This window comes from Micromonospora sp. NPDC047707, from assembly GCF_040704235.1.
Taxonomy (GTDB): domain Bacteria; phylum Actinomycetota; class Actinomycetes; order Mycobacteriales; family Micromonosporaceae; genus Micromonospora.
In genome coordinates this window covers 242,912-268,313 of record NZ_JBEYSU010000002.1, presented here as the reverse complement: position 1 = coordinate 268,313, position 25,402 = coordinate 242,912, and the positions used below count along the sequence as shown (strand labels likewise).

Genomic DNA, 25,402 nt, shown 5'->3' with positions numbered 1-25,402 from the left:
GCCCTCCCACGAACGGGTTCGGCTCGGTGTCGGCCGAAGGTCAGTCGACGACGTTCAGGCCCATCGACCGGGCGGTGCCGGCGATGATCTTCTCGGCCTGGTCGAGGTCGTTGGCGTTGAGGTCCGCCATCTTCTTCTCGGCGATCTCACGCACCTGGGCGCGGGTGACCTGGCCGACCTTCTCCTTGTGCGGGACGCCCGAACCCTTCTGCACACCGGCGGCCTTGATCAGCAGCCGGGCGGCGGGCGGGGTCTTCAGCACGAAGGTGAACGTGCGGTCCTCGTAGACGCTGATCTCGGCGGGGACGATGTCGCCCCGCTGCGACTCGGTCTGCGCGTTGTAGGACTTGCAGAACTCCATGATGTTCACGCCGTGCTGGCCGAGCGCGGGGCCGACCGGCGGCGCCGGGGTGGCCTGGCCCGCCGGCAGCTGAAGCGTGAACGTCTTGACGAGCTTCTTCTTCGGAGGCATGTCTCTTCCTGGGACTTGGAACGGGGATTCGCACCGGCTGCGGGCACGCACGGTCAGCGCACCGCGAAGACGGCGACGTTCTAGGGTAGCGCAGCGCTCCACCACCCGGTCCGCCGAGGTCCGGCGAGGGCTGGAAACGCGTACGCCGGCGGTGGGCTGCGCCCTCCGCCGGCGTACCGGATGTCAGATCTTGGCGACCTGGTTGAAGTTCAACTCGACCGGCGTCTCCCGGCCGAAGATCGACACCAGCACCTTGAGCTTCTGCTGGTCCGCGTTGATCTCGCTGATCGTCGCCGGGAGGGACGCGAAGGCCCCGTCGGTGACGGTGACCGAGTCGCCGACCTCGAAGTCGAGGACCTTGACCTCGGGCTTGGCCTTCTTCTGCTCGGTCTCGACGGCCGGCGCCAGCCACTTGAGCACCTCGTCGAGGCTCAGCGGCGCCGGGCGGTCGGCCCGGTCGGTGGCGCCCACGAAGCCGGTCACGCCCGGCGTGTTGCGCACGCAGGAGTACGACTCCGCGGTCAGCTCCATGCGGACCAGGATGTAGCCCGGGAAGACCTTGGCCTGCACCTGCGACCGCTTGCCGTTCTTGACCTCGACCTCTTCCCGGGTCGGGACCTCGACCTGGTAGATGTAGTCCTCCATGTCGAGGGACGTGATCCGGGTCTCGAGGTTGGTCTTGACCTTGTTCTCGTAGCCGGCGTACGAGTGCACCACGTACCAGTCGCCCGGCGCGTAGCGAAGCTTCTGGCGCAGCTCGGCGACCGGATCGAACTCCTCGTCCTCGGTGGCCCCGCTGGCGGGAGCCTCCGGCGCGCTGGCGGCCTCGACCGACTCGTCACCAGCCGCCGTCGCGACCGTGGACTGCTCGTCCGCGGGTCCGGCGGTCTCGTCGTACTCAGGCACGCTCGCTCACTTCCGTCACTATCGGCAGATCTCGCCGGTCAGCTGGGGTTGCCGAAGACCCACAACACGCCCTTCGCGAACACGTAGTCGAATCCGACCACGAGGGCGGTAACCACCGTAACGAATGCGACCACCACGGCGGTGTAGGTCAGCAGCTCCTTGCGCGTCGGCCAGATGACCTTACGCAGTTCGGCGACGACCTCGCGGACGAATCGGGCGATGCGCCCGAACGGCCCGACCCTCTCGGTCTCCGTGCGGGTCCTCGGCCGGTCGGCCGACTCCGCCCGGGCCCGCGACCGGGTCGCGGTACCACCCCGGGAGACCGGCTCCTCGGCGTCCTCGGCGTCGTCGCCGGCGGCGTCGAACTCGTCGTTCAGACGCTCGTCGTCGGCGTCCTCGCCGCGCCGCTTGTTGTCGGCCACTTCGCCCTCCGTCGCGGGATGTCGGTTCGCACGCCGTCGCGACGTGCGCGGCGCCTGGTCACGCCGGCCGGCCCGACCGTCCCGCGACGGGCCGCGGCCGGCGGATCGAACCGGAGGGCCCGAGTGCCTCGGAACCACCCCGCCGATACCACCACCACGGGCCGGACGCCGCCGGACGGCGGCGCGACCCACGGGAACGGTCAGGCCTGAGGCGCAGGGGTGACAGGACTTGAACCTGCAGCCTGCGGTTTTGGAGACCGCTGCTCTGCCAATTGAGCTACACCCCTGTGCGGCGACGATCACCCCACCCCGCCACACATGGCCAGGCAGGGGTCACGAGCCCCACGGCGGACCAGTGTACGGGTAGTGCCACGACTTTCCCAACCGGTCCACCCATCGCGCGTCGCGAGATCGGTCAGCGGGGCGTCCGGATGGTCGCCTTCGCCTGCGACAGCACCTTCTCCCCCAGGCAGGTGGCGGTGATGTCGAGCCTGGTCAGGCCGTCTTCGGTGACCTCGCGGACGGTCGCCGTCACCTCGATCTCGGTGCCCTGGTCGTCGTCCGGCACCACCACCGGACGGGTGAACCGGACGCCGTAGTCGACCACCGCGTCGGGGGCACCGGCCCACTCCGCCACCGCCCGGCCGACCAGCGCCATCGTGAACATGCCGTGGGCGATCACGCCGGGCAGCCCGACCTTGGTGGCGATCCGGTCGCTCCAGTGGATGGGGTTGAAGTCGCCCGAGGCACCCGCGTAGCGGACCAGGTCCGCGCGCGTCACCCGGAACGTCCTGGCCGGCAGATCCATCTCAGCCCTCCCCGCGTACGACGATCTTCGACCAGACGGTGACCACCGGCTCGCCGGCCGACGTGGTGACCTCGGTCCGGGTGGTCAGGAAACCGTGCCCACCGCGGTTGCTGACGTCCTCGATGGTGTTGGCGCAGATCAGCTCGTCGCCCGCGACCACCGGGCGGGTGTACACGAACCGCTGGTCGCCGTGCACGACGCGGCTGTAGTCGACGCCCAGGGCCGGGTCCTCGACGATCTGCCGGCTGGCGGCCATGGTGAGCACCACCGGAAAGGTCGGCGGCGCGACCACGTCCGGGTGGCCGAGCGCACGGGCGGCCTCCGGGTCGTGGTGGGCCGGGTCGCTGGCACCGATGGCCGTCGCGAATTCGCGGATCTTTTCTCGGCCCACCTGGTAGGGGGCGGTCGGCGGGTACGTCCGGCCGACGAAGGACGGGTCCAGGGACATGCCGCGAACCTACACGGGAAACACAATCGCCGATCCGCACGGCTAGCGGTGGCTCAGGGCCACGCCGGGGCCGGCGGATCGGCGATCGGACGTGCTCAGGACCGGGCCGGCGGGGCCGGCCGCAGGTCAGCGGGTCTCGCGGTGGACCGTGTGCCGGCCGTCGCGCGGGCAGAACTTCTTCAGCTCGATGCGGTCCGGGTCGTTACGACGGTTCTTGCGCGTGATGTAGTTGCGCTCCTTGCACTCCACACACGCCAAAGTGATCTTCGGCCGGACATCGGTCGCCTTCGCCACGGCGGAGTGCCTTCCTCGCTAATGGGTGACAACTACGGCGCGTCAGCCTACGCGCTGACTACGCGCACATGCAAAGTGGGCGCCTGTGGCGCCCATCCCACCGACCGCCGGAGTGGCCCGGTGGACGAGAGTAGCGGTGGCCGGACTTGAACCGGCGACACAGCGATTATGAGCCGCTTGCTCTGCCATCTGAGCTACACCGCCGTGGCGGGTCCAGCCGGACCCTCTGAGCCCCCTTACGGAATCGAACCGTAGACCTTCTCCTTACCATGGAGACGCTCTGCCGACTGAGCTAAGGGGGCCTGCGCGATCACACGGTGGCCGCGCAGAGGTAAGAGTACACGGCCGGCTGGCCGAGGTGAAATCGGATCCCCCGGTGGCACGTGTGCGCAGCTCAGGGCACAACCCGGAGTCGCGGCAGCTCCCCCGCGGGAACCGCCTCGGGGTCGACCTGGGCACCGAACCAGGCCTCCAGGCGCTCGTACGGCAGCGGACGGCTGAACAGGAAACCCTGGCCGATCTCGCAGCCGATATCCTGGAGGAGCTCCAGGGTCAGCTCGCTCTCCACACCCTCGGCCACCACGGCCAGCCCGAACTGCTGGGAGAGCGTGACCACAGCGTTCACGATCGCCAGGTCGCCCGGGTCGGTGGCCATGCCCTGCACGAACGAGCGGTCGACCTTCACCTCGTGCACCGGGAGCCGCCGCAGGTGCGCCAGCGATGAGTCACCGGTGCCGAAGTCGTCCACCGAGAGGCGTACGCCCAGGTCCCGCAGGCGGCGCAGGGTCGGTATCGGGCGGTCCGTGCCGTCCAGCACCCCGGACTCCCGGATCTCCAGCGTGAGCCGCTGCGCCGGCACGCCGTACTCGTCGAGCAGCTCGCCCACCCGGGCCGGGAAGTGCGGGTCGGTCAGCGTACGCGGAGAGAGGTTGACCGCGACGGAGAGCGGGTGGCCCCCGTGCGCCCAGTCCCGACTGCGCCGCAGGCCCTCCCGGAGCACGAACTCGGTGAGCCGGCCCAGCTGGCCGGTGTGCTCCGCGACCGCCACGAAGTCCTCCGGCGAGACCGTCCCGTGCGCGGGATCATCCCACCGGGCCAGGCACTCGACGCCGACCAGCCGGCGGTCCCGCAGGGTGACCTTCGGCTGGAAGTAGACCTCGAGCTCCCCGTCGTCCAGCGCCCGCCGCAGGTCGCCGGCGAGGCCGAGGCGGCGCAGCGACCGGGACTCCAGGGCCGCGTTGAACAACTGGACGCTGCCCGGCACGGACTTGGCCGCCGTGGCCGCCAGGTCGACCCGTTGCAGCAGGATGGCCGCGTCGCTGCCGTGATCCGGGTGGACGGCGACGCCCACCGCGGTGTCGACGTCGAGGGTGAGCGCGTCGAACATCATCTGGTCCCGGATCTGGTCGCGCATCCGCGCCGCCATCTCCAGCGCGGCGTCGGCGCTCTCCAGCCGGAGCGTCACCAGGAACTCGTCACCGCCCGCGCGGCCCACCAGCGCGGACGACGGCGCGCACGCGCGCAGCCGGTCGGCGACCTCGACGAGGACCTTGTCCCCGGCCGCGTGCCCCAGCGACTCGTTGACCTGCCGCAACCGCTCGACGTCGAACAGCAGCAGCGCCACGACCTCGCCCGGAGCCCGGATCTTGACCGCCTCGTCGAGCGCCGCGGTGATCCGCCGCCGGTTGGGCAGCCGGGTAAGGGTGTCGTGGTGCGCGTCGTGGCGCAGCCGGTCGACCAGACGCGAATTCTCCAGCGCCACCGCCGCGTGGGCGGCGACCGTCTCGAACAACGTGATGTCCGTGCGGGCGAAGTTGTTGCTGTCGCCCAGCCGGTTGGCCACCTCCAGGGTCCCGATCACCGCCTGGCCGGACCGGAGCGGAAGCACGATCACGTCCTTCACCCGGTGCGCCGCCACGACGCCGCGCAGGTCCAGGTCCGTGGTCAGGCTGCGGCCGATGGCGACGGTACGGCCCTCCGCGCGGGCCCGTTCCCGGAGCGCGGCGGGAGTCCGGGCGAGATCGAGCAGGCTCTGGTCGTCGTTCCGGGCCGTGAGCAGCACCTCCGGATGCCGCCCCTGAGCGGGCAGCCAGAGGGTGGCGTACTCCGCCTGCATCAGCGCCCGGACGCGGCCGAGCAGCGCGTCCGGCAGGGTCCCGTCCTGGCCGCTCTCACCCACCGCGCGGCTGAGGTCGTACATGTCGGAGAGCGTGCGGTGCTGCCGGAAGAACTGCGCGTACGCGCGGTAGACCAGGGCCAGCGCGAGGACGAGCCCGGCGAGCAGCAGCAGCGACCACCAGGTGGTGGCGACCAGGATGAGGACGACCAGGCCGCTGGCGATGTTGATGGCCACGGCGAGGAGCGCCGGCGGGGACTTCCGGAGGGCCTCCCGGCCGGCCTGCCAGCCCTGCAGGAGCGTGTGCACGCCGGCCACGGAGGTGATGCTCACCAGGATGACCATGCTGGCCGCCGCGAAGAGGGTCAGCCAGGTGCCGGGGCCGACTCCCCGCACCGGCGGGAGCGCCTGCAGGACGAGGACGGCGAGGGACGCACCGGCGGCGGCGCGGGCCACGTTGAACCAGAACTTGGTGGGGCCGAACCGGTGCCGGATGTGCGTGATGACCGCCGCGAGCGTGTAGATCGTCACCACCGCCAGCGGCCCGACGAGGTAGAACGCGAGCACGAGCGGTATCTCGGTGAGCGTCACGCCGATGGACTGCCGCCGGACGGTGAAGTTCAGCACCGGGATCCCGCCGGCCACCATGGTGACGAGCAGCACCGCCGCCAGTGGCAGGCCCGCGAAGGGCTCCGGCGCGACGAGACCGACGACCGTCGAGCAGACGACGGCGAGTAGCGCCATCGGCCCGGTGATCAACCAGGCGTACTCCGTCGGGCGGGGACCGGTACGGCCTCGACCCGCCATGCCACGCCCCCTCGCCGACGCTGCTGGTTCACCTCACGGGACGGACGGGTCAGCGCGGCGCCGGCATGTTCCAGATGATGTCCATCGTCTGTGCGTCCCCCAGGCCCCAGAGGTCACCGACGAAGCTGCCGCCCACGAGCGCGGCCAGTGCGAGAAGCGAGCCAAGCAGCCGGCCCAAATTTCGACCAGACATGTTTGCTCCTGTCAGGAAAGGGTGCCAGGGATGGTGAAGGTGCCCACGATCGTGCCACATGGCACGGGCGCAGGAAAGCGCAGGGAGCCCGCGTGGGCCGACCGTTTGCGAGCTTGCACCGTTCGGCTCGGACCGTCTCCACCGGAAGCCTGCTCAGCGGTGTCGCACCGTGCGCGCCGATTCACTGTCCGCCGAATACGACTTCTGGTGCAAATTGCATGGGCGCAGGGTGACCAGCCACGGGGGATGCCGCCCTCGTGGTCGACCCGACCAGTTCAACGACATCGGTCACTATACAGACGCATCGCCCGGGAGGCGGAGCTTCGACAGGGCGGATCGGACGGAACCGCCTGGGCCGAGCCGTCCGGGCGGGTCAGCCGGGGCGGGCGACGGGTCGGTCGCTCGCGCAAGTCCCCAGCAAGCCCCATGACGCTGTAACGGACCCGTCCGATGGCGCGTACCAATCGCCACACTCTTGATGAACCGCCGCTGGTAGGCGGGCGTGCGGCGAGGCGACCTGCGCGAACGGGAGCGGGCTCAGGATGACCGCAGCGGCCGGAACGCGGCCCGCACCTCGTTCGTGAACAGGTCGGGCTCCTCCCAGGCGGGGAAATGGCCGCCCTTGTCGACCTCGTTGAAGTAGGCGACGCCGGGGTAGGCCGTCTCGACCCAACTGCGCGGGGCAGCCCAGATCTCGCCGGGGAACGTCGTGAAGCCGACCGGAACCGAGACCGGCGGAGGAGCCTGGCCGGACGCCTGGGCCGCGGCCAGGAAGCGTCCGAACTCCCAGTACCACCGGGCGGCCGAGGCGCCGGTGCCGGTCAGCCAGTACAGGGTGATGTTGTCGACGATGGTGTCCCGGGTGAGGCCGCCCGTCGGCTGCCCGTCGACGAACGCGCGGGCCATCTTGTAGTAGCTGTCCGTGTCGTGGTCGAGCATCCACGCCGCCAGCCCCACGGGTGAATCCAGCAGGGAGTAGCCGATCGTCTGCGGCCGCGTCTGCTGCTCCAGGAAGTAACCGAAACCGTCCGTCGTGAACGTGTTGAGCGCCTCGAGCGCCACGCGTTCCTGCTCGGACTCCGCCGGCAGCTGGTCCTTGAATCCGAGCGCCCCGGCGAGCAGGTTGACGTGGATGCCGAGCAGCCCCTCGGGCGCCTGGCGGCCCATCGCGTCCGTGACAGCGGCGCCCACGTCGCCCCCCTGGGCGACGTAGCGCGGGTAGCCGAGGCGCTTCATCAGCTCCGCCCACGCGCGCGCGATGCGGCCGTTCTCCCAGCCGAGCTCGGTCGGCTGGCCGGAGAAGCCATAGCCGGGCAGGGACGGCAGCACCAGGTGGAAGGCGTCCTCGGCCCGTCCGCCGTACGCGGTCGGGTCGGTGAGCGGGCCGATGGTCCCGAGCAGCTCGACGACCGAGCCCGGCCAGCCGTGCGTCATGATCAGCGGCAGGGCGTTCTCGTGCTGCGACCGCACGTGGATGAAGTGGATCTCGACGCCGTCGATGTCGGTCGTGAACTGCGGCAGGGCGTTCAGCTTCGACTCGAACGCGCGCCAGTCGTGATCGGTCGTCCAGTAGCGGGCCAGTTCCTGGACCGTCGCCAGCTGCACGCCCTGGGAGCGATCGTTCACCAGCTCCCGGGAAGGCCAGCGCGTGGCCGCGACCCGGCGACGCAGGTCGGCGATTGCTTCCTCCGGCGTGTCGAGCCGGAAGGGACGGATCTCGTCGTTGGACATGCTCTCCACCTGCCGGGTCGGTTCGACCGGCGCCGGGGCGCCGGCGGTGCTGACACGGCCCAGTTTCCCAGCGGCCCGGCAACCGGCGGACCAAAACGCGATTTTGCGCCCGGGGCCAGCCGGGACCAGCTCACCGACTTCTCGTGGAGAGCGCGGGCGTGCTCGGCGGCGGTCGCACCAGCCGCAGAGCCAAGCTGCCCACGACCTTCAGGGACGCCCGAGCCAGATGCGTCTACTCCGGTCGCATCCTCGTGCATCGCGGTGGACACATACCCAAGAAAATCCGCGGGAAGGCGGTCAGGCCCACCACTTCGGATACCACCTCAGAACCTCTTCCGCAGTCTTCGGTGGCTTGAATTCTCTTTCTCGCCGAGATGCGATGACGATCGGACCATTGAACACAAGCAGCCCTGCGGCGAGCAGTAGCGACGTGATCTCATCGGGCCAGCCCAACCACAATCCGGCACCTGACGCAAGCCAGAGCAGGAACCCGACGAGCTGCGCCACCACCCGGAGACGCAGACGCTTCATGCGTTGAGTCTAGGTTCGATTGACAAGGGGACAGAGTCTCCCGAAGTCACAACGGCGCACGGATGCCGACGGGAGCGGATAGCTTTTCGCTCGTGGCGGACGCCGAGCCAGGATCTGGCTCCGTGGGCATCGGCCGGGCCGGCCGGCCACGCTGCGGAGAACCCCGACCGGGCGCCGCAGTGCTTGGCAACTATCCGAGGATGGGAGCAGACTGGCGGCCACCTTCCGCATGGGGCCGGACGGTCTACGACCGCCTCAGACCGGGCCGGAAACGAGGAGGGCTTTGTGATGGCTCCAGAGCCACTGTAGGTACTGCTGCACTTCCTCCGGCGTGGCAACCCATCCGTTGTCCATGTAGTTGAGGATGCGCTTGATCTCGCCGGGTACGAGGTCGTAGGCGGTCGCTCCGGTTTCCGGGACGGGTGTGTCAGGGGGGACGGCCACGGGCAGCGGGATCATGGGGAGGCGAAATCCAGTCCTGGTAAAGGCCTTGAGGACCGTGAGGTAGACGCGGGCCAGGTGGTAAGGCGAGACAGCGAGCGCAAGGCTGGCGATCCTGCGGGCTTGGACCTGGTTGACGATCCATGCCGCCTGCAATCCGGTGTTGGGGGCCGGGTCGGCTTGGAGGTAGATACCATTGGTGCGACGAAGGCCGAGGCTCCGCAGGTAGTCGAGCGTGATCTCGACGTAGGTCTCTTCATCCGGATTCCCATTCGCCACCAGAAGGTAGCGAAGCGCTCGGTTCGCCTCCCAATTGCGGATCGCATGAGTGAGACGCCATTCCTCGCCCTGACCGGTGGCTACCACGAGAGCGTCGACGTGGTCGGCGGCCGACTGGGGCAGGGTCAGGATCACCGTGAGGGCTTTCATCACCCCCACAAGCTGGCCCGCTGTGAAGCCGGCCAGATCCTCCTCCACCACAACCCGAGGAGCCGCCTTGTTGGGATTCACCGAACCACCCCGGCCGCGTCGGGAAGGCCGGTGAGCAACACCAGGTGCACCAGGTCGTCGGGTTGAGGAAGGAAGATCATGCACGCGATCTTTCCAGCTCCCAGCCCTCCCTCGCGTGCCCGATACGCGCCCGATGGGCCGGTCGATCAGGCGCAACGGCGGTCAACAACGGCAGCGAACGACAAAGGCCCCTGATCCACGTTTCCGCAGGTCAGAGGCCTTGCCATTGCCTGGTGGCGGGTAGAGGATTCGAACCTCTGTAGCTTTCGCGACGGATTTACAGTCCGCTCCCATTGGCCGCTCGGGCAACCCGCCAGGGCACCCGCCGCGTCGTGACGCGGCAGCGGAAGCAAGGATAGCGGCTCCCCCCGGCGCTGGTGCAACCGGGTACCGTCAGGGGGTCGTACCGCTGGTCAGTGGTACACGGCACAGGACAGACCGCCCGGACAACAGGAGCATCAGCATGGCAGCCAACCCGTCGTTCGACATCGTGAGCAAGGTCGACCGCCAGGAGGTCGACAACGCCCTCCGGCAGGCCGAGAAGGAGCTCGCGACGCGGTTCGACTTCCGGGGCACCGGCGCCGAGATCTCCTGGTCGGGTGAGGAGGCGGTCAGTCTCCAGGCGGAGACCGAGGAGCGCGTGCGGGCGGCGCTCGACGTCTTCAAGGAGAAGCTGGTCAAGCGGAACATCTCGCTCAAGTCACTGGACGCCGGCGACCCGCGGCCGTCGGGCAAGGTCTTCAAGATCGACGCGAAGGTCATCCAGGGCATCGACTCGGACAAGGCCAAGGCGATCAGCAAGAAGATCCGCGACGAGGGCCCGAAGGGCGTGCAGGCGCAGATCCAGGGTGACCAGCTCCGGGTCACCGGCAAGAAGAAGGACGACCTGCAGGCGGTCATCGCCATGCTGAAGGGCGAGGACTTCGGAGTTGCGCTCCAGTTCACCAACTACCGGTAAGGACACTTCGCCAGCCTGGTGGTCTGGTCGAACACGCCTGGCCACCTGAGCAGATGTCGTCAGCTGTGGTCGTTGTTGGTCGTCACGACGGGCCTCTGCCGGCCTGGTGACGGCCAGCGCGACCGACTGCCGGGTGGGCTTGACGAGCAACCTCCGCTTTCCATCTTTCGAGATCGGCGAACAGCTCTTCGTAGCGTTCAGACGCGAGAGCCGTGCCGCCGTCGCGAAGGCGGTAGACGGTGGTGCGGCGTCTCCGAACCGGCGTCCGAACCTTGGTTCCGTCGCGGAGCCGCAGCCAGAGCCGTTGCGGAACCAGCCAATCGGGACCGCTGTGGAACCCTCGAATCTGCTCCCACGGGACGGTGCGCGTTCGCCACAGCCAGCGCACCCGAACCCCCGATCGGCTCACCACGAGGGCAGTGCGGTGAAGCCGCCATGCGAAGGTGAGCCATACCGCCGCAAATCCGGTGAAGGCCAACGCCACATCCGACGGAACCTGCCGCCAGCGGGCGGCCATCCCGAAGGCGATGAACGCGAAGAGCACCGTACCGAACACCGCGAGTGTGCCGGTGAAGAGGCGCATCCGATCCTCGTACGGCCGGGTCCAGGACAGCACAGGACCATGATCGCAGCCCGGATCCAGCCGTACCGGGTCGAGATCTATCGCCGGAAGATTGCCGATGCACCTTCCAGCAGGAACTCCCCGCACGAGCTGCGCCGGAGTTGGCTGGACCCGGTCGGTTGTCGGATCCGGCCACCTTTCCGTCGTCTTCGTTGGTGAGGGCACCACCAACGAAGAGGAGGAACGCCATGACGGCGCCAGCGAGCCCGATTCCGCGCAGATCGCACGAGCGTTCCTCGTCCCGGAGAGCACCGTCGGGCAGCCGATCACCCGCGCAAAGCGGAAGATCAGCGACGCGGGTATCCCGTACCGGATCCCGTCGGCGGACGACCTCGGTTCCCGCCTCGCCGAGGTCCTCGCGGTGATCTACCTGCTCTTCAACGAGGGGTACCTGTCCACCGGCGGTGACCACGCCCAGTCCCGGGACCTGGCCGACGACGCCGAGATCCTCGCCGCGCTACTGCACCAACTCATGCCTACCGAACCGGAGGTCGCCGGCCTGCTCGCCCTGATCCGGCTCCACCGGGCCCGGACGAGCACCCGCTTCGATCACAACGACGAGATCGTCCAGCTCCAGCACCAGGACCGGTCCCGCTGGAACCGCGAGGCCATCACCGACGCCGGCCGGCTGATCGCCCGGGCGGCGGCGCGGAAACGACCGGGGCCGTACCAGCTGCAGGCCGCCATCGTCGCCTGCCACGCCGACGCCGCCCGGTGGGAGGACACCGACTGGGCCCAGATCGCCGTGCTGTACGACATGCTGCTGCACCTGGCACCGTCACCGGTCACCCGCCTGCACCGGGCGATCGCCCTGCGCTACGTCACCGGATCGGCAGCCGCGCTCGCCGAAGTCGACGCCCTGGCCGGCGACCTGAACGACTATCACCTGTTCCACGCCACCCGGGCCGAACTGCTCCGCGACCTCGGCGACGCCGCCCGGGCGCGAGCCGCCGACGAACGCGCCCTCGCCCTGGCCGCCAACCCGGCCGAGCGGTCCCTGCTCCGCCAACGCCTCAGCTGGGCGTAGCGCGGTGGCGGCCAGTTGCGCCGCCGGATGCCGTCCGGGTCCGCCGACGGCATGAACGGCGGGGTACGCGGAATGCCGCGGGCCGGCGGCGGGGGCGAGGGTCAGACGCTGGCCGCGTGGCGGAGCCAGACGTACGGGACCGGCTGCCCGGCGTTCCACTCCGCGGCCTGCTCGGCGGGCACCGGCACGAACCCCGCGCCGGCGTAGCAGCGCAGCGCCGGCTCGTTGTCCGGGTGCACCCTCATGAACACGGCCGGGTGGTGGCGGAGGGCCGCCGCGGTCAGGCGGCCGACCAGTTCCCGGCCGAGCCCCCGGCCACGGTACGCGGGCGCGACGATCAGGCGCGCCAACTCGACCTCGGCCTCCTCGTCGTCGAGCCACAGCTCGCCGTACGCGACCGGCTCACCGTCGACGACGGCGACGTACGCGACCACGTCGGGGGCGGCGGACCAGCCGGCGACCACCTCGGGCGTCACCTCGTCCCGGGAGCACCAGCGCCGTGTCTCCTCGGCCGACCGGGCCCAGCCGGCCACGCTCGCCGCATGGGGCGATCCGAACGCCGTCAGTTCCACCGCGCACCGCCTCCGCCGCCGTGACCGGGCGGCAGATGCTACCCGCTCAGGTGGCGAAGACCAGCAGCAGGATCACCGTGAGGACCGCGCTGATCAGCAGCGAGCCCAGGCAGCCGATCCGGTTCGAGAAGAAGACGAACATCCGGATGGTGTACCCGTCCCGGCGCGGGTCACGCGGGGACGGGCTGCTCGGTGCGTACCGCGTGGGCCTCCGCGCGGGCGACGGGGCCGGCGGGCAGGCCCGCGACCACGGCCCCGACGGCGACGGCCGCCCCCGCGAACAGGAACGCCCAGGGCACGCCGCCGGCGTGGTCGACGATCAGGCCGGCGACCGCGCCACCGGCCGCGCTCGCGCCGACCGACATGGTCACCACCCAGGTGTACGCCTCGTTCAGCATGCTGGTCGGCGAGATCCGCCCGACCAGGGTGTTCTCCAGGGTGAGCGCCGGCGCGATGGTGGCCCCGCCGATCACCAGGGCGGTGCCCAGCGCGGCCGGGGTGGGCATCACCGCGAACACGGCGAAGCTGGCCGCGACGGCCGCGAGGAGCAGGGCGAACTGCCGGCTCATGGCGCTCGCCGGGCGGCGCGTGCCGAACCACAGGCCGCCGAGGGCGCTGCCGATGCCCCAGACGGCCAGGAGGAGGCCGGCGAGGCTGTCCGGGTCGTCGGCGGTGTAGTCGGTGGCGAAGGCCGGCACGATGACGCCCGCCGCGCCGAAGGCGATGCCGAGGCTCGCCACGCAGACCAGCAGGGCCGGGAAGCCGGCGACGCGCAGCGGGCCGAGCCCTCTGGTGCGGTGCTCGCTCGGGTGCGGCCGCCAGCCGCGCATGACCCGGCCGAGTGCCACGGCGGTGGTGCCGGCGAAGGTCACCACGGCAGCGCCGATCAGGGCGGCGCCGGCGTCGGCGAGCAGCACGAACCCGGCGACCAGCAGCGGGCCGAGCACGAAGACCAGCTCGAACAGGGTGGTCTCGGCCGCCAGGGCGGTGTTGCGCAGGTGCCACCGGCCGGTGGCCGGGGCGGTCAGGTCGTTCCAGGCGCCCCGGATCGCGGCCGTCAACGGGGGGTAGGTGGCGCCCGCCAGGCCGGCGGCGACGAAGACGACGGCGAGGCCGACCGACTCGGTGCGGGCCGCCCAGAGCAGCGCGAGCAGGGCCAGCGGGTGGGCGACGGCGGTACCGAGCAGCACCGGGCTCGGGCCGACCCGGTCGGCGATCCGCCCGGCGACCGGGCTGAGCGCGGCACCGGACAGGGCGTAGATGCCGCCGGCGACGGCGGCGAGGGAGTAGCGGCCGGTGACCTGCTCGACGACGAGCAGCAACGCCAGCGGCGTCATGCCGATCCCGAGCCGACCGAGGATGCCGGTGACCAGCAGCATCGGCGCACCGGGGATCCGCCAGACGCCCAGGTACTGGCGCAGTGCGGCCACGGTCGACCTCCGGAATGTAATGAGTGGGAGCCGTCTCGACCCTAACGTCGGCGAGCCTGACGAGAAACGTGTTATCGCCTACCCCGGACACGGCCGCACCCCGCGCCCGGTGCGGACGCGGGGTGCGGGGTGTCGGTGGATCAGCGGTACTGGACCGGGCCCGAGCTGGCGGCCATCCGCTCCAGCCGGGCGACCCGCTCCTCCATCCGGGGGTGGGTGGAGAAGAGCGCCGCCACACCCCCGCCCTTGAACGGGTTGTCGATCATCAGGTGGGCGGTGCTGGTGAGCTGACCCTGCGGCGGCAGCGGTCGTAGCTGCGTCCCCCGGTGGATCTTCTTGAGGGCGCTGGCCAGCGCCAGGGGGTCCCGGGTGAGCTGGGCGCCGGAGGCGTCCGCCTGGAACTCCCGGCTGCGGCTGATCGCGAGCTGGATCAGCGTGGCCGCGATCGGGCCCAGGATGATGGTCAGCAGCAGGACCGCCGGGTTCGGGGCGTCCTCGTCGTCCCCGCCGCCGAGGGGGATGAAGAACGCCAGGTTCGCCAGCGCGGTGATGATGCCGGCCAGGCCGGCCGCCACGCTGGAGATGAGGATGTCGCGGTTGTAGACGTGCGACAGTTCGTGCCCGATCACACCGCGCAGCTCGCGGTAGTCGAGGATCTCGACGATCCCCTGCGTGACGCAGACAGCGGCGTTCTGCGGGTTACGACCGGTCGCGAACGCGTTGGGCTGGGACGTCGGGCTCACGTACAGGCGCGGCATCGGCTGCCGGGCCTCGGTGGCCAGTTCCCGCACCATCCGGTACAGCTCGGGGAATTGTGCCTCGCTGACCGGTTGCGCCCGCATCGCGCGCAGCGCGAGCTTGTCGGAGAAGAAGTAGCTGACGCCGTTCATCACCAGCGAGAGGACGACGGCGATGACCAGGCCGCCACTGCCGCCGAACCAGTAGCCCACCGCCAGGATCAACGCGGTGAGCAGGCCGAGCAGCGCGGCGGTCTTCAGACGGTTGTGGTGCACGATCACTCCTTCGGTGCGCGGATCGAGGGGATCCGCTGACCGGTTCAACACCACCGGTACCCGTCAACCATCCGTCGTATGGCTGTGAAATGGCTGGGAGCGCGCCCGGCGGCCGCCGGCCGCGCCGGGTCAGCGTGCGGCGAGGTCGAGGACGAGCTGCGGCGCGACGCCGAGCACCAGGGCCGCCGCCGTCGCCACCGCCAGCACCGCCGCCACCGCCCAGGCCCGCCCGGCCGGCGCCGAATAGGCCGACAAGGGGTCGGACGTCACCCGCTCGCCGGGCGCCGCCGCGGCCGGCCCGGCCGACGAACCGGCGACGGGCACCGGGGCGGCCCAGAGCGCGGCGGTGACCTTCAGGTAGTAGGCGAGGCCGATCACCGCGTTGACCGCCACCACCAGGGCGAGCCAGCCGGCGCCGCCGTCGAGCAGCGACCGGACCACGGTCACCTTCGCGAACAGCCCCGCCAGCCCCGGCGGCAGCCCGGCGAGGCCGACCAGCGCCAGCGCGAGCGCCACCGCCGGCCAGGGCCGCCGGCGGGCCGCGCCCCGCAGGTCGTCGAGCGTGCCGCCGTCCGCGCCGGCCGGGCGCAGCGCCACGACGGCCGCGAAGGCCCCCAGCTCCAGGACCACGAAGAAGACGGCGTACGCGACGGCGGCCGCGTACGCGGCGGCCCGGGCGTCGTCGGTGCGGCCCGCGGCCAGGGCCAGCGCGCCGAGCGGGGCGAGGACGTAACCGGCCTGGGCCACCGACGACCAGGCGAGCAACCGGACGGTGCGCCGCTGACGCAGCGCCACCAGGTTGCCCACGGTCATCGTGAGCACCGCGAGCAGGGCGAGCACCGGGCCGGTGACCTCCGCCGGCAGCGCGCGCTGCACCACGGCCAGCAGGGCCACCACCCCGCCGAGCTTCGAGGCCGTCGACAGGTACGCGGCCACCGGCAGCGGCGCGCCGTCGTACGTGGCGGGCGCCCAGGCGTGGAACGGCACCGCCGCCACCTTGAACGCCAGCCCCAGCACGACCAGGGCGACGGCGGCGGTGGTCAGCGGCAGGTCCAGCAGCTCCGGCCGCTCCGCGAACAGCGCTCCGAGCCGCCCGAGGTGCAGCGCCCCGGTGGCCGCGTAGAGCAGGGCCGCACCGAGCAGCGTGAGCGTGGTCGCCACCACGCTCACCACGAAGAACGTCACCGCCGCCTCGATGCTGGCCAGGCTCCCCCGCCGCAGCCCGACCAGGACGTACAGCGGCAGGGTCAGGGTCTCCAGGGCCACGACCAGGGTGATCAGGTCGCCCGCCGCCCCGAGCACCACGCCCCCGGTCATCGACGCGGCGAGCAGGAAGCAGTACTCCCCGGCCGGCGACGTCCCGGCCCGCAGCAGCGGCCCGGACAAGCCGAGCACCCCGAGGGTGAGCAGCGCGACGACCACGGCGACCAGGGCGGCCCGGCCGCCGAAGACGTACGAGCAGTCGGAGCCCACGCAGAACGTGCGGCGCTCCCCACCGGACCCGACGAGCACGGCACCGACCACCGTGGCGGTGGCGCCCAGCGCGGCGGCCGCCACGGTGACCCGCGCGCGGGCGACCAGCAGGTCGGCGAGCAGCACCAGCACGGCGGTGCCGGCGGCCAGGTACGCCGGGAGCAGCGCCACGTTGTCGACGCTCTGCACCACGCTCACGGTCTCCGCGATGTTCGCCACCGCGGGGCTCGCGAGCTCGCTCCTCGCGCTCACGGTGTCCGCGATGTTCGCGACTGCGGGGCTCGCGAGCTCACTCCTCGCGCTCACGGCAGGACCTCCAACAGGGCGGTGACCGGGGCCTCGGCGACGCCGAGCACCAGCGTCGGGGCGAGGCCGACGGCGAGCGCGAGCAGCACCAGCGGCGCCCAGGCGGCCAACTCCGCGCCGGCCAGGCCCGGGGTGAGCCGCGCGACGGCGGGACTGGGCCGCCCGTGGGTGACCTGACGCAGCAACCGGAGGAAGTACGCGGCGGTGAGCGCCCCGCCGACCGCCGCGAGAGCGGCGAGCGTGGTCCACAGCGCCCCACCGACCTGCACCGCGGCCACCACGGCGAACGCCTCCCCCCAGAAGCCGGCGAGCCCGGGCAGCCCGAGCGAGGCGACGGCGGCGAAGCCGAGCAGCCCGGCCAGCCGGGGAGCGGTCTCCCGCAGCCCGGACAGGTCGCCCAGGTCGCCGGTGTGCGTACGGTCCTTGACGGCACCGGCCAGGAAGAACAACAGGCCGGTGATCACGCCGTGCGCGACGTTGCCGATCAGGGCCGCCTGCAGACCGGTGGCGGTGAGCGTGGCAATCCCGAGCAGCACGAAGCCCATGTGCCCGACGCTGGAGTACGCGATCAGCCGCTTCAGCTCGGTCTGCGCCAGGCAGACCAGCCCGCCGACCAGGATCGCCGCGACGGCGAGCACCCCGAGCACCGGCGCGGCCCAGCGGGCGCCCTCGGGCGCGACACCGACCGCGATGCGGATCAGCCCGTACGTGCCCATCTTCAGCAGGACCCCGGCGAGGATGACGCTGCCGACGGTGGGTGCCTGGGTGTGCGCGTCGGGCAGCCAGGAGTGCAGCGGCCACAGCGGACTCTTCACCGCGAAGGCGAGCGCCAGCAGCGTGAACGCGGCGAGCTGCGTGCCCCGGGACATCCCGGCGCTGCCGGTGAGCGCCAGGAGGTCCGCCGTGCCGGTGGCGGCGACCACCACGAAGACGCCGACCAGCAGCAGTACCGAACCGAACAGGGTGTAGAGGGCGAACTTCCGCGCCGCCCGCCGCCGGTCCGGCCCGCCCCAGCCGGCGATGACCGCGTACATGGGCAGGAGGACGACCTCGAAGAAGACGAAGAACAGCACCAGGTCGAAGGCGAGGAAGGTGCCGAGGATGCCGACCTCGATCACCAGCAGCAGCGCGACCAGGGCCCGGCCGCTGCCGCCCTCCGGCACCTTCCAGAGGGTGTAGTAGCAGCAGAGCAGGGTGAGCAGCGCGGTCAGCACCACCAGTGGCCAGGAGATCCCGTCGACGCCGAGGTGGAAGCGCAGGTCCAGGCCGGGCACCCAGGGCGCGTCGACCTGGTGCCACGGGTGGATGGCCACCGCGGCCTCCGGCGAGGGCGGCAGCGGCGCGTAGGCGAACCAGCCGCGTTCGCGGCCGACGGGCAGCGGCACCGCCGCGAGCAGGGTCAGCGCGGCGGCCACCACGCCGACCACCCGGGCCGCCCGGTCGTGCGGGATCGCCGCCACCGCGGCCGCGCCGAGCGCCGGCACCGCCAGCACCGCGACCAGCAGGAACTCACCGAGGATCACGGTGCCACCTCAGTTCGCGACTGCGGGGCTCGCAACCCCAGCTCACTCCTCGCGCTCACGGTGCCACCTCAGTTCGCGACTGCGGGGCTCGCAACCCCAGCTCACTCCTCGCGCTCACGCCACGCCTCCGATCAGGGCGGCGGCCAGCCCGATCAGCAGCGCGCCGGCGAGCACGCCGGCGGCGGCCCGCGGCAGCGCGGCCCGGTGCAGCGCGGCCAGCCCGCCGCCGAGGCCGAGCACGGCCCGGCCGCTGCCGGTGACCGCGCCGTCCACCACCACCTCGTCGGCGGTACGCGTGGCCGCGGCGAGCACGGTCGCCGGCCGTACGACGAGGGTGTGCTGGACGTCGTCGAGCCGGAACGCGCGGGCGAACAGCGGCCGGAGCGGGCCCAGCGTGGCGGCCGGGTCGCCGGCCGGGTTCCGCCGCCAGCGCGCCCAGGCGAGGCCCGCACCGAGCACCAGCAGGGCGAGCGGAAGCAGCACCGCCGGGCCGAAATGGACCAGCGGCTCGGCCGGCAGCAGGTCGGACGGCTGCTCCCGGGTGGCCGGCGGCACCGGCCGGAGCCGCTCGGCGAACGCCCCGGCGAACCCGGCCAGGCCGAGCAGGGCGGCCGGGACGGCGAGCAGCAGCACCGGCCAGCGCATCACCGCGGGCGGGTCGTGCGGCTCGACCAGCGGGGTGCGGGCCTCGCCGAGGAACGTGCGCAGCAGGAGCCGCGTGGCGTACCAGGCGGTGACCGCGACGCCGACCAGCCCGGCGAGCCAGACCAGCCAGCCGACCCAGGCGGCGGTCGGGCCGGCGCCGTGCAGGGCGGCCTGCTCCGCCGCGTACAGGACGCCGTCCTTGCTGAAGAAACCGGCGAGCGGCGGCAGCCCGGCCAGCGCGCCCAGGCCGATCACCGTGCACCAGAAGGTCACCGGCATCGGGCGCCGGAGGCCGCCCATCCGGGACATCAGAGTGGTGCCGACCGCGTGGATCACGGCGCCGGCGGCGAGGAAGAGCAGCGCCTTGAAGGCGGCGTGGGTGAGCAGGTGGAACAGCGCCGCCTCGGGCGCGCCGACCGCGAGGGCGCCGGTCATGTAGCCGATCTGGGAGACCGTCGACCAGGCGAGCACGCGTTTCAGGTCGTCCTGCGCGGTGGCGGCGAGCGCGCCGAGCAGGAGGGTCACCGAGGCCAGGACGCCGAGGACGGCCAGCGTGACCGGCGCCTGCGCGAAGAGCGGGTACAGGCGGGCGACCACGTACACGCCGGCCGCCACCATCGTCGCGGCGTGGATCAGCGCGGAGATCGGGGTGGGGCCGGCCATCGCGTCCGGCAACCAGGTGTGCAGCGGGAACTGGGCGCTCTTGCCGGCCACCCCGGCGAGCAGGAGCAGGCAGGCGGCGGTGAGCGTCCCGGTGGGGTGGTCGTGGTTGAGCACGTCGGCGATCCGGAAGCTGCCGGCGGAGACGCCGAGCAGCGCGATGCCGAGCAGAAAGCCGACGTCACCCACCCGGGTGACCAGGAACGCCTTCATCGCGGCGGCGGGCGCCTCCGGCAGCCGGCGGTCGTGGGCGATCAGCAGGTACGAGCAGATGCCCATCACCTCCCAGCCCACCAGCAGCAGGATCAGGTCGCCGGAGACCACCACCAGCAGCATCGCGGCGGTGAAGAGGCTGACCTGCGCCGCGTACGGCGGGTAGCGGTGGTCGACGTCGACGTCGTCGTGCGGGCCGCGCTTGAGGTAGCCGATCGAGTAGACCTGCACCGCGAGGGCCACGGCGGCGACCGCGACCGCCACCAGCGCCACCGCCCCGTCGAGCCGGACGCCCAGGGAGACGGTCAGCCCGCCGAGGTCGACCCAGGTCCAGGAGGCCTCGGTCTGCCGGTCGAGGGTGGCCAGCAGCGCCAGCGCCAGCAGCAGGGAGGTCGCGGCGCCGGCCACGCCGAGCGCGACGGCGACCCGCCGCGCCGGCGCCTCACCGGCCGCCACGCGACGCGGCGCGGGTGGGAGGAGCAGGCCGAGCAGGCCGGCCACCAGGGGTACGGCGGGCAGCAGCGCGCCGAGCAGGACGGGTGTGCTCACCGCTGCGCCCCGATCCGGCCGGCGCCGGCCGGGGACGGCGGCTCGGTCAGCGGCACCTCGTCCACGGCGACGCTGGCCCGCAGCCGGTACAGCTGGAGCACGATGGCCAGCCCGACGCCGACCTCGGCGGCGGCCAGCACGATCACGAACAGCGCGAAGACCTGGCCGCCGTGCGGCAGCTCCGACCGGACCGTGGTGTCGGCGGTGACCAGGACCAGGTTCACCGCGTTGAGCATCAGCTCGACCGCCATCAGCACCAGGACCGCGTTGCGGCGGCGGAGCACGCCGTACACGCCGAGACCGAACAGCAGCGCGGCGGTGACGTACGGGATGACCGGCCTCATCGCGACCGCCCGTCCCCGGCGGCCGGTGCGGCGTCGGTGCGGCCGGACGGGACGCCGGAGCGGCCGCTGCCGGCGGCCCGGTCGCCCGGCGGGCGGCCGATGTCCGGCCGGGACAGGATGATCGCCCCCACCAGGGCCGCGAGCAGCAGCACCGACAGCACCTCGAACGGCAGCACCCAGCTGCGGAAGATCTGGTCGCCGATGCGGCCCGCGGTGCCCGGCGCGGGCAGCTCCACCGACGACCACCGGTACGCGTCGACCAGCAGCGCGGCGAGCCCGAGCCCGGTGCCGCCGCCGATCAGGGCGGCCGGCCAGCCCGGGCGGTCCAGGTCGTCGGAGGCGCCGATCGGGGCGCGGGTCAGCATCACCGCGAACAGCAGCAGCACCACCACGGCACCGACGTAGATCAGCACCTGCACCCAGGCCACCAGCTCGGCGGTGAGCACCAGGTAGATCCCGGCCACCGCGCCGAGGCAGACCACCAGGTAGAGGCCGGCTCGGACCAGGTGTTTCGTGGCGACCACCAGGACACCGGAGCCGACCGCCACCGCGCCCAGGGCGAGCAGCAGCACGTCCGCGGCGGTCACGACACGGCGCCTTCCCCGTCGCCGGTGGCGTCTCCGGCGGGACCGGGCTCGGGGCGTACCGCCGGGACGGCCGGACGGGCGGCGGGGCTCGCCGGGACCGCGGCCTTGCGCGCGGCGGCGCTCTCCTCCTTGGCCGGCTCACCGTTCGGATCGTGCGCGGGCGGCGGCGGCACGCTGCCCATCCACTGCCCGAGGTGGTCCTTGTCGTGCAGGAGATCCTTGATGTCGTACTCGGCGTACTCGAACTCCGGCGACCAGTAGAGCGCGTCGAACGGGCAGACCTCGACGCAGATGCCGCAGTACATGCAGAGCGAGAAGTCGATGTCGAACCGGTCGAGCACGTTGCGCTGGCGGGGGCGGGCGGCGCCGGGCACCGACACCTCCTCCTTGTGCGAGTCGATGTAGATGCACCAGTCCGGACACTCGCGCGCGCAGAGCATGCAGACCGTGCAGTTCTCCTCGAGCAGTGCGATCACCCCGCGGGAACGCGGCGGCAGCTCGGGGGCGACATCCGGGTACTGCTGGGTGGTCGAGCGGCGGGTCATCGTCTTCAACGTGACCGCGAGCCCCTTGACCAGGCCCGCCCCGGGCAGGCCGCGCTCGCCGGCGTCGGTGCGCTCGCTGGGGTCGCTCATGCCGACCATCCTGCCCTGTGCCCCCGGCGCGCGCGACCACCACCCGGGGGTCGGTGCCTTGATCCGGGCGGGCGATCCGCGCGGTCGGCGCGCCCGCCGGCCCGGCGGCGGCCATGATGGGACGAGGGCTCGCGGACATCGGAGGAGACGGCGTGACCGAGGGTACGGCGGCGGCCAGCAACGAAGAGGTGCTCATGCGCACCGGCGGGAAGTACGTCGAGCCGGGCGGCGAGTTCACCCGGGACCAGCGCTACATCGCCACCCGGATCACCGCCGACGGGCGCGACGGCTGGCCGGTGGAGCCGGGACGGTACCGGCTGGCCGCCAGCCGCGCCTGCCCGTGGGCCAACCGGCTGGTCATCGTCCGGCGGCTGCTCGGCCTCGAGGACGCCATCTCCCTGGCGCTGGCCGGCCCGACGCACGACAAGCGGAGCTGGACGTTCGACCTGGACCCGGGTGGGCGGGACCCGGTGCTCGGCATCGAACGGCTGGCGGACGCGTACTTCAAGCGCTTCCCCGGGTACGACCGGGGCATCACCGTGCCGGCGCTGGTCGACGTGCCGACCGGGCAGGTGGTGACCAACGACTACGCGCAGATGAGCCTCGACCTGTCGACGGAGTGGACGGCGTACCACCGCGACGGGGCACCCGCCCTCTACCCGGAGCGGCTGCGGGACGAGATCGACGAGGTCAACAAGGTGGTCTTCGCCGACGTCAACAACGGCGTCTACCGCTGCGGCTTCGCCGGCAGTCAGGAGGCGTACGACAAGGCGTACCGGCGGCTGTTCGACCGGCTGGACTGGCTGAGCGACCGGCTGGCCGGGCAGCGTTACCTGGTGGGGGCCACAATCACCGAGGCGGACGTGCGGCTGTTCACGACGCTGGCGCGCTTCGACCCGGTGTACCACGGCCACTTCAAGTGCAACCGGAGCAAGCTGACCGAGATGCCGGTGCTGTGGGCGTACGCGCGGGACCTGTTCCAGACGCCCGGCTTCGGCGACACGATCGACTTCGACGAGATCAAGCGGCACTACTACGAGGTGCACCGCGACATCAACCCGACCGGTGTGGTCCCGCTCGGCCCCGACCTGTCGAACTGGCTGACGCCGCACAACCGCGAGGAACTCGGCGGTCGCCCCTTCGGCGACGGCACTCCCCCGCCCCCGCCGCCGGTGACGGAACGCGTCGACCCCGCCCACACCCCGCTGCGCTGAGGTGTTGGGAAGGGACCCTTTCCCTACCGCAGGCGTTAACAGGGGGCCCTTCCTCACAGGGCGACGCGGACCGCCGCGGTCAGGACCAGCTGGGCCAGGGACGCGGGGACCAGGACCAGCCAGCACAGGCGCTGGAGCTGGTCCTCGCGCAGGCGCGGGTAGCTCACCCGGAGCCAGATGATGACGAAGCTGACCGCGAAGACCTTCAGCAGCGTCCAGAGCCAGCCGAGCTGCGCGTCGGCGAACGGGCCCTGCCAGCCGCCGAGGAACAGCACCGTGGTCAACGCGGCGATCACCACGATCCCCACGTACTCGGCGAGCAGGAAGAACGCGAACCGCAGCCCGGTATACTCGGTCAGGTAGCCGAAGACCAGCTCCGAGTCGGCGATCGGCATGTCGAAGGGCGGCCGCCGGATCTCGGCGAGCCCGGCCACGAAGAAGATGATCATGGCGGGGGCCTGCCAGAGCAGCCACCACGGCTGCCACGCCTCGACGATGCCGGGCAGGCTGAGCGTGCCGGCCGCCATCGCCACCGACGCGGCGGCGAGCACCAGCGGCAGCTCGTAGCCGAGCAGCTGGGCGGCACCGCGCAGCCCGCCGAGCAGGCTGTACTTGTTGGCCGACGCCCACGCGGACATCAGCACCGCCACGACGCCGACGCCGACCACGGCCAGGACGAAGAAGAGCCCGATGTCCAGCGGCTGCCCGACCAGGTCGCCCGGCCCGAGCGGGATGACCAGCAGCACCAGCAGGTACGGCACCAGGGCGACGACCGGGGCGAGCCGGAACACCGGCCGGTCCGCCTCGCGGGGCGTCACGTCCTCCTTCTGCACGAACTTCACGCCGTCGGCGATGAGCTGCGCCCAGCCGTGGAAGGCGCCGGCGTACATCGGGCCGAGGCGCCCCTGCATGTGGGCCATCACCTTGTGCTCGGCCTGACCGACGAGCAGCGGCAGGGTGAGGAAGGCGACCACCACCCCGCCCACCCGTAGCAGCAGCTCAACCCAGAGCGGCATCAGGTCGTACCTCCGTCGTCGTCGGCCCGCTCGGTCGCCGCCGGTCCGCTCGGCGACGGGCGGTCGGCCGGCGGGCCCGAGCGCGCCGGACCGTCGCCGGGCCCACCCGTGGCGCCGGGCAGCGGACCGGTGTCGGTCCCGGCCGGCCGGTCACCCCGCGCGGCCGGGGAAGCGCCGGCCTCGGCGGGTGGCTCCGCGGCGGCGCCGGGCGCGCGCGGGTCGGCGGGCGCCGGGCCGTCGGGCCGAGGGGTACGCGCAGGGCGGGCGCCCGGCGCAGGTCGCGCGGGTCGTTCCCGGGCCGGCCGGGCCGGCACCCCGCCGCGCGGGCCCTCACCGACGCCGGCCGCCCCGGCGGGCGCGGGCGTGGTGCCCCACTCGCCCGGGGCGGGTACGCCCGGCGGGCGGATCGGGCGGCGGCCCCCGCCGGCCTCCGACTCGCCCGGTTCCTTCGCACCCGGCCAGGGCTTGGCGACCCGGGAGGCGAGGACGAACTCCTTGCGCAGCGGGTGCCCCTCGAACTCCGGCGGCAGCAGCAGCGGCTTCAGATCGGCATGGCCCCCGAAGTCGATGCCGAACATCTCGTGCGTCTCGCGCTCGTGCCAGGCCGCCCCCGGGTAGACGGGGACCACCGAGGGGACCGCCGGCGCGTCCCGGGGCACCCGGGTGCGCAGCAGGAGGCCGTGCCGGCGGGTGGTGGACCACAGGTGGGCGACCACGTCGAACCCGCCCGCGAGCTCGTCGACGGCGGAGAGCCAGTCGAAGAAGTCGCAGGCCAGTTCGGTGTCGTCGCGGGCCGCGCGCAGCGCGTCGGGCCAGCTCGCCGGCGGCACGTCGACCGTGGCACGGGCGTGCTCCTGGCCGCCGGAGACCGACGTGGTGACCTCGGCCGGCGCGAGCAGCGCGGCCAGCCGCTGGCCGACCTCCTCCGGAGTCATG

General features: G+C 72.2%; 25 protein-coding genes, 4 tRNA genes and 1 pseudogene. 3 read left to right on the top strand and 27 right to left on the bottom strand.

From position 1 onward, the window contains the following. Positions 1 to 40: 40 nt before the first annotated feature. From rplK to AB0873_RS03420, 15 genes are all read right to left on the bottom strand, one after another. Positions 41 to 472 (bottom strand): 50S ribosomal protein L11, encoded by a 432-nt coding sequence (gene rplK, locus AB0873_RS03490; RefSeq protein WP_155330217.1) that lies wholly within the window; start codon positions 470 to 472, stop codon positions 41 to 43. A 183-nt stretch (positions 473 to 655) separates the two neighbouring features. Then, positions 656 to 1,378 (bottom strand): transcription termination/antitermination protein NusG, encoded by a 723-nt coding sequence (gene nusG, locus AB0873_RS03485; RefSeq protein ID WP_155330216.1) that lies wholly within the window; start codon positions 1,376 to 1,378, stop codon positions 656 to 658. A 38-nt stretch (positions 1,379 to 1,416) separates the two neighbouring features. Beyond that, a complete protein-coding gene (gene secE / locus AB0873_RS03480) occupies positions 1,417 to 1,800 on the bottom strand; it encodes a preprotein translocase subunit SecE (RefSeq protein WP_366598243.1) in 384 nt (127 codons plus the stop codon). Between the two features lie 214 nt (positions 1,801 to 2,014). Beyond that, a tRNA-Trp gene (locus AB0873_RS03475) sits at positions 2,015 to 2,087 on the bottom strand. Between the two features lie 128 nt (positions 2,088 to 2,215). Continuing rightward, on the bottom strand, positions 2,216 to 2,608 hold the full coding sequence (locus AB0873_RS03470; protein ID WP_366598242.1) for a MaoC family dehydratase: 393 nt from the start codon (positions 2,606 to 2,608) through the stop codon (positions 2,216 to 2,218). A 1-nt stretch (position 2,609) separates the two neighbouring features. Continuing rightward, the gene (locus tag AB0873_RS03465) at positions 2,610 to 3,056 is read right to left on the bottom strand and encodes a MaoC family dehydratase N-terminal domain-containing protein (RefSeq protein WP_366598241.1); all 447 of its coding nucleotides are present in this window, start codon (positions 3,054 to 3,056) and stop codon (positions 2,610 to 2,612) included. Positions 3,057 to 3,182: 126 nt separating this feature from the next. Beyond that, on the bottom strand, positions 3,183 to 3,350 hold the full coding sequence (gene rpmG / locus AB0873_RS03460) for a 50S ribosomal protein L33 (protein WP_007073056.1): 168 nt from the start codon (positions 3,348 to 3,350) through the stop codon (positions 3,183 to 3,185). A 131-nt stretch (positions 3,351 to 3,481) separates the two neighbouring features. Next, positions 3,482 to 3,554: transfer RNA gene (locus AB0873_RS03455), tRNA-Met, on the bottom strand. Between the two features lie 25 nt (positions 3,555 to 3,579). Beyond that, a tRNA-Thr gene (locus tag AB0873_RS03450) sits at positions 3,580 to 3,652 on the bottom strand. A 92-nt stretch (positions 3,653 to 3,744) separates the two neighbouring features. Then, positions 3,745 to 6,273 (bottom strand): bifunctional diguanylate cyclase/phosphodiesterase, encoded by a 2,529-nt coding sequence (locus AB0873_RS03445; protein ID WP_366598240.1) that lies wholly within the window; start codon positions 6,271 to 6,273, stop codon positions 3,745 to 3,747. Between the two features lie 49 nt (positions 6,274 to 6,322). Continuing rightward, the gene (locus AB0873_RS03440; RefSeq protein ID WP_366598239.1) at positions 6,323 to 6,466 is read right to left on the bottom strand and encodes a hypothetical protein; all 144 of its coding nucleotides are present in this window, start codon (positions 6,464 to 6,466) and stop codon (positions 6,323 to 6,325) included. Between the two features lie 537 nt (positions 6,467 to 7,003). After that, positions 7,004 to 8,197 (bottom strand): epoxide hydrolase family protein, encoded by a 1,194-nt coding sequence (locus AB0873_RS03435; RefSeq protein ID WP_366598238.1) that lies wholly within the window; start codon positions 8,195 to 8,197, stop codon positions 7,004 to 7,006. A 297-nt stretch (positions 8,198 to 8,494) separates the two neighbouring features. Further along, on the bottom strand, positions 8,495 to 8,728 hold the full coding sequence (locus AB0873_RS03430) for a hypothetical protein (RefSeq protein WP_366598237.1): 234 nt from the start codon (positions 8,726 to 8,728) through the stop codon (positions 8,495 to 8,497). Between the two features lie 255 nt (positions 8,729 to 8,983). Then, positions 8,984 to 9,598 carry an ElyC/SanA/YdcF family protein gene (locus AB0873_RS03425; RefSeq protein ID WP_366598299.1) on the bottom strand — a complete coding sequence of 205 codons (615 nt, stop codon included), beginning with the start codon at positions 9,596 to 9,598 and terminating at the stop codon, positions 8,984 to 8,986. 312 nt (positions 9,599 to 9,910) lie between these two features. Further along, positions 9,911 to 9,994 (bottom strand) — tRNA-Tyr (locus AB0873_RS03420). A 148-nt stretch (positions 9,995 to 10,142) separates the two neighbouring features. Here AB0873_RS03420 and AB0873_RS03415 point away from each other — a divergent pair. Further along, entirely contained in the window at positions 10,143 to 10,637 is a 495-nt protein-coding gene (locus AB0873_RS03415; protein ID WP_155330204.1) for a YajQ family cyclic di-GMP-binding protein, read from the top strand. Positions 10,638 to 10,719: 82 nt separating this feature from the next. On the opposite strand, the gene AB0873_RS03410 is transcribed toward AB0873_RS03415, so the two are convergent. Further along, on the bottom strand, positions 10,720 to 11,220 hold the full coding sequence (locus AB0873_RS03410) for a PH domain-containing protein (protein WP_366598236.1): 501 nt from the start codon (positions 11,218 to 11,220) through the stop codon (positions 10,720 to 10,722). A 97-nt stretch (positions 11,221 to 11,317) separates the two neighbouring features. On the opposite strand from AB0873_RS03410, the gene AB0873_RS03405 reads away from it, so the two are divergent. Next, the gene (locus AB0873_RS03405; RefSeq protein ID WP_366598235.1) at positions 11,318 to 12,286 is read left to right on the top strand and encodes a DUF6596 domain-containing protein; all 969 of its coding nucleotides are present in this window, start codon (positions 11,318 to 11,320) and stop codon (positions 12,284 to 12,286) included. Between the two features lie 101 nt (positions 12,287 to 12,387). Here AB0873_RS03405 and AB0873_RS03400 read toward each other — a convergent pair whose 3' ends face one another. The 9 genes from AB0873_RS03400 to AB0873_RS03360 form a co-directional block, all read right to left on the bottom strand. Next, positions 12,388 to 12,858: a GNAT family N-acetyltransferase gene (locus AB0873_RS03400; protein ID WP_366598234.1), complete on the bottom strand. Its 471-nt coding sequence runs from the start codon at positions 12,856 to 12,858 to the stop codon at positions 12,388 to 12,390. A 170-nt stretch (positions 12,859 to 13,028) separates the two neighbouring features. Next, on the bottom strand, positions 13,029 to 14,288 hold the full coding sequence (locus AB0873_RS03395) for an MFS transporter (RefSeq protein ID WP_366598233.1): 1,260 nt from the start codon (positions 14,286 to 14,288) through the stop codon (positions 13,029 to 13,031). 140 nt (positions 14,289 to 14,428) lie between these two features. After that, positions 14,429 to 15,301 carry a zinc metalloprotease HtpX gene (gene htpX / locus AB0873_RS03390; protein WP_366598232.1) on the bottom strand — a complete coding sequence of 291 codons (873 nt, stop codon included), beginning with the start codon at positions 15,299 to 15,301 and terminating at the stop codon, positions 14,429 to 14,431. A gap of 129 nt (positions 15,302 to 15,430) precedes the next feature. After that, complete coding sequence (locus tag AB0873_RS03385) at positions 15,431 to 16,972, bottom strand: proton-conducting transporter membrane subunit (RefSeq protein ID WP_366598298.1); 1,542 nt, start codon at positions 16,970 to 16,972, stop codon at positions 15,431 to 15,433. A gap of 104 nt (positions 16,973 to 17,076) precedes the next feature. Then, positions 17,077 to 18,603 carry an NADH-quinone oxidoreductase subunit M gene (locus AB0873_RS03380; RefSeq protein ID WP_366598231.1) on the bottom strand — a complete coding sequence of 509 codons (1,527 nt, stop codon included), beginning with the start codon at positions 18,601 to 18,603 and terminating at the stop codon, positions 17,077 to 17,079. Between the two features lie 114 nt (positions 18,604 to 18,717). Continuing rightward, the gene (locus AB0873_RS03375; RefSeq protein ID WP_366598230.1) at positions 18,718 to 20,670 is read right to left on the bottom strand and encodes an NADH-quinone oxidoreductase subunit L; all 1,953 of its coding nucleotides are present in this window, start codon (positions 20,668 to 20,670) and stop codon (positions 18,718 to 18,720) included. Then, positions 20,667 to 21,014, bottom strand: coding sequence for an NADH-quinone oxidoreductase subunit NuoK (nuoK, locus tag AB0873_RS03370; protein ID WP_366598229.1), 348 nt, complete (start codon positions 21,012 to 21,014; stop codon positions 20,667 to 20,669). Before nuoK ends, AB0873_RS03375 begins: the two co-directional genes overlap by 4 nt. Next, the gene (locus AB0873_RS03365; protein ID WP_366598228.1) at positions 21,011 to 21,601 is read right to left on the bottom strand and encodes an NADH-quinone oxidoreductase subunit J; all 591 of its coding nucleotides are present in this window, start codon (positions 21,599 to 21,601) and stop codon (positions 21,011 to 21,013) included. The genes nuoK and AB0873_RS03365 overlap by 4 nt, the downstream gene beginning before the upstream one ends. Further along, complete coding sequence (locus AB0873_RS03360; protein ID WP_366598227.1) at positions 21,598 to 22,245, bottom strand: NADH-quinone oxidoreductase subunit I; 648 nt, start codon at positions 22,243 to 22,245, stop codon at positions 21,598 to 21,600. Before AB0873_RS03360 ends, AB0873_RS03365 begins: the two co-directional genes overlap by 4 nt. Before the next feature lie 185 nt (positions 22,246 to 22,430). Here AB0873_RS03360 and AB0873_RS03355 point away from each other — a divergent pair, with 185 nt between their 5' ends. After that, positions 22,431 to 23,450, top strand: coding sequence for a glutathione S-transferase C-terminal domain-containing protein (locus AB0873_RS03355; RefSeq protein WP_366598297.1), 1,020 nt, complete (start codon positions 22,431 to 22,433; stop codon positions 23,448 to 23,450). Positions 23,451 to 23,503: 53 nt separating this feature from the next. Here AB0873_RS03355 and AB0873_RS03350 read toward each other — a convergent pair whose 3' ends face one another. Then, positions 23,504 to 24,466, bottom strand: coding sequence for a complex I subunit 1 family protein (locus AB0873_RS03350; protein ID WP_366598226.1), 963 nt, complete (start codon positions 24,464 to 24,466; stop codon positions 23,504 to 23,506). Between the two features lie 353 nt (positions 24,467 to 24,819). Beyond that, positions 24,820 to 25,401 (bottom strand): annotated as a pseudogene (locus tag AB0873_RS03345) (NADH-quinone oxidoreductase subunit C); the annotation flags it as partial. Position 25,402 lies beyond the last annotated feature (1 nt).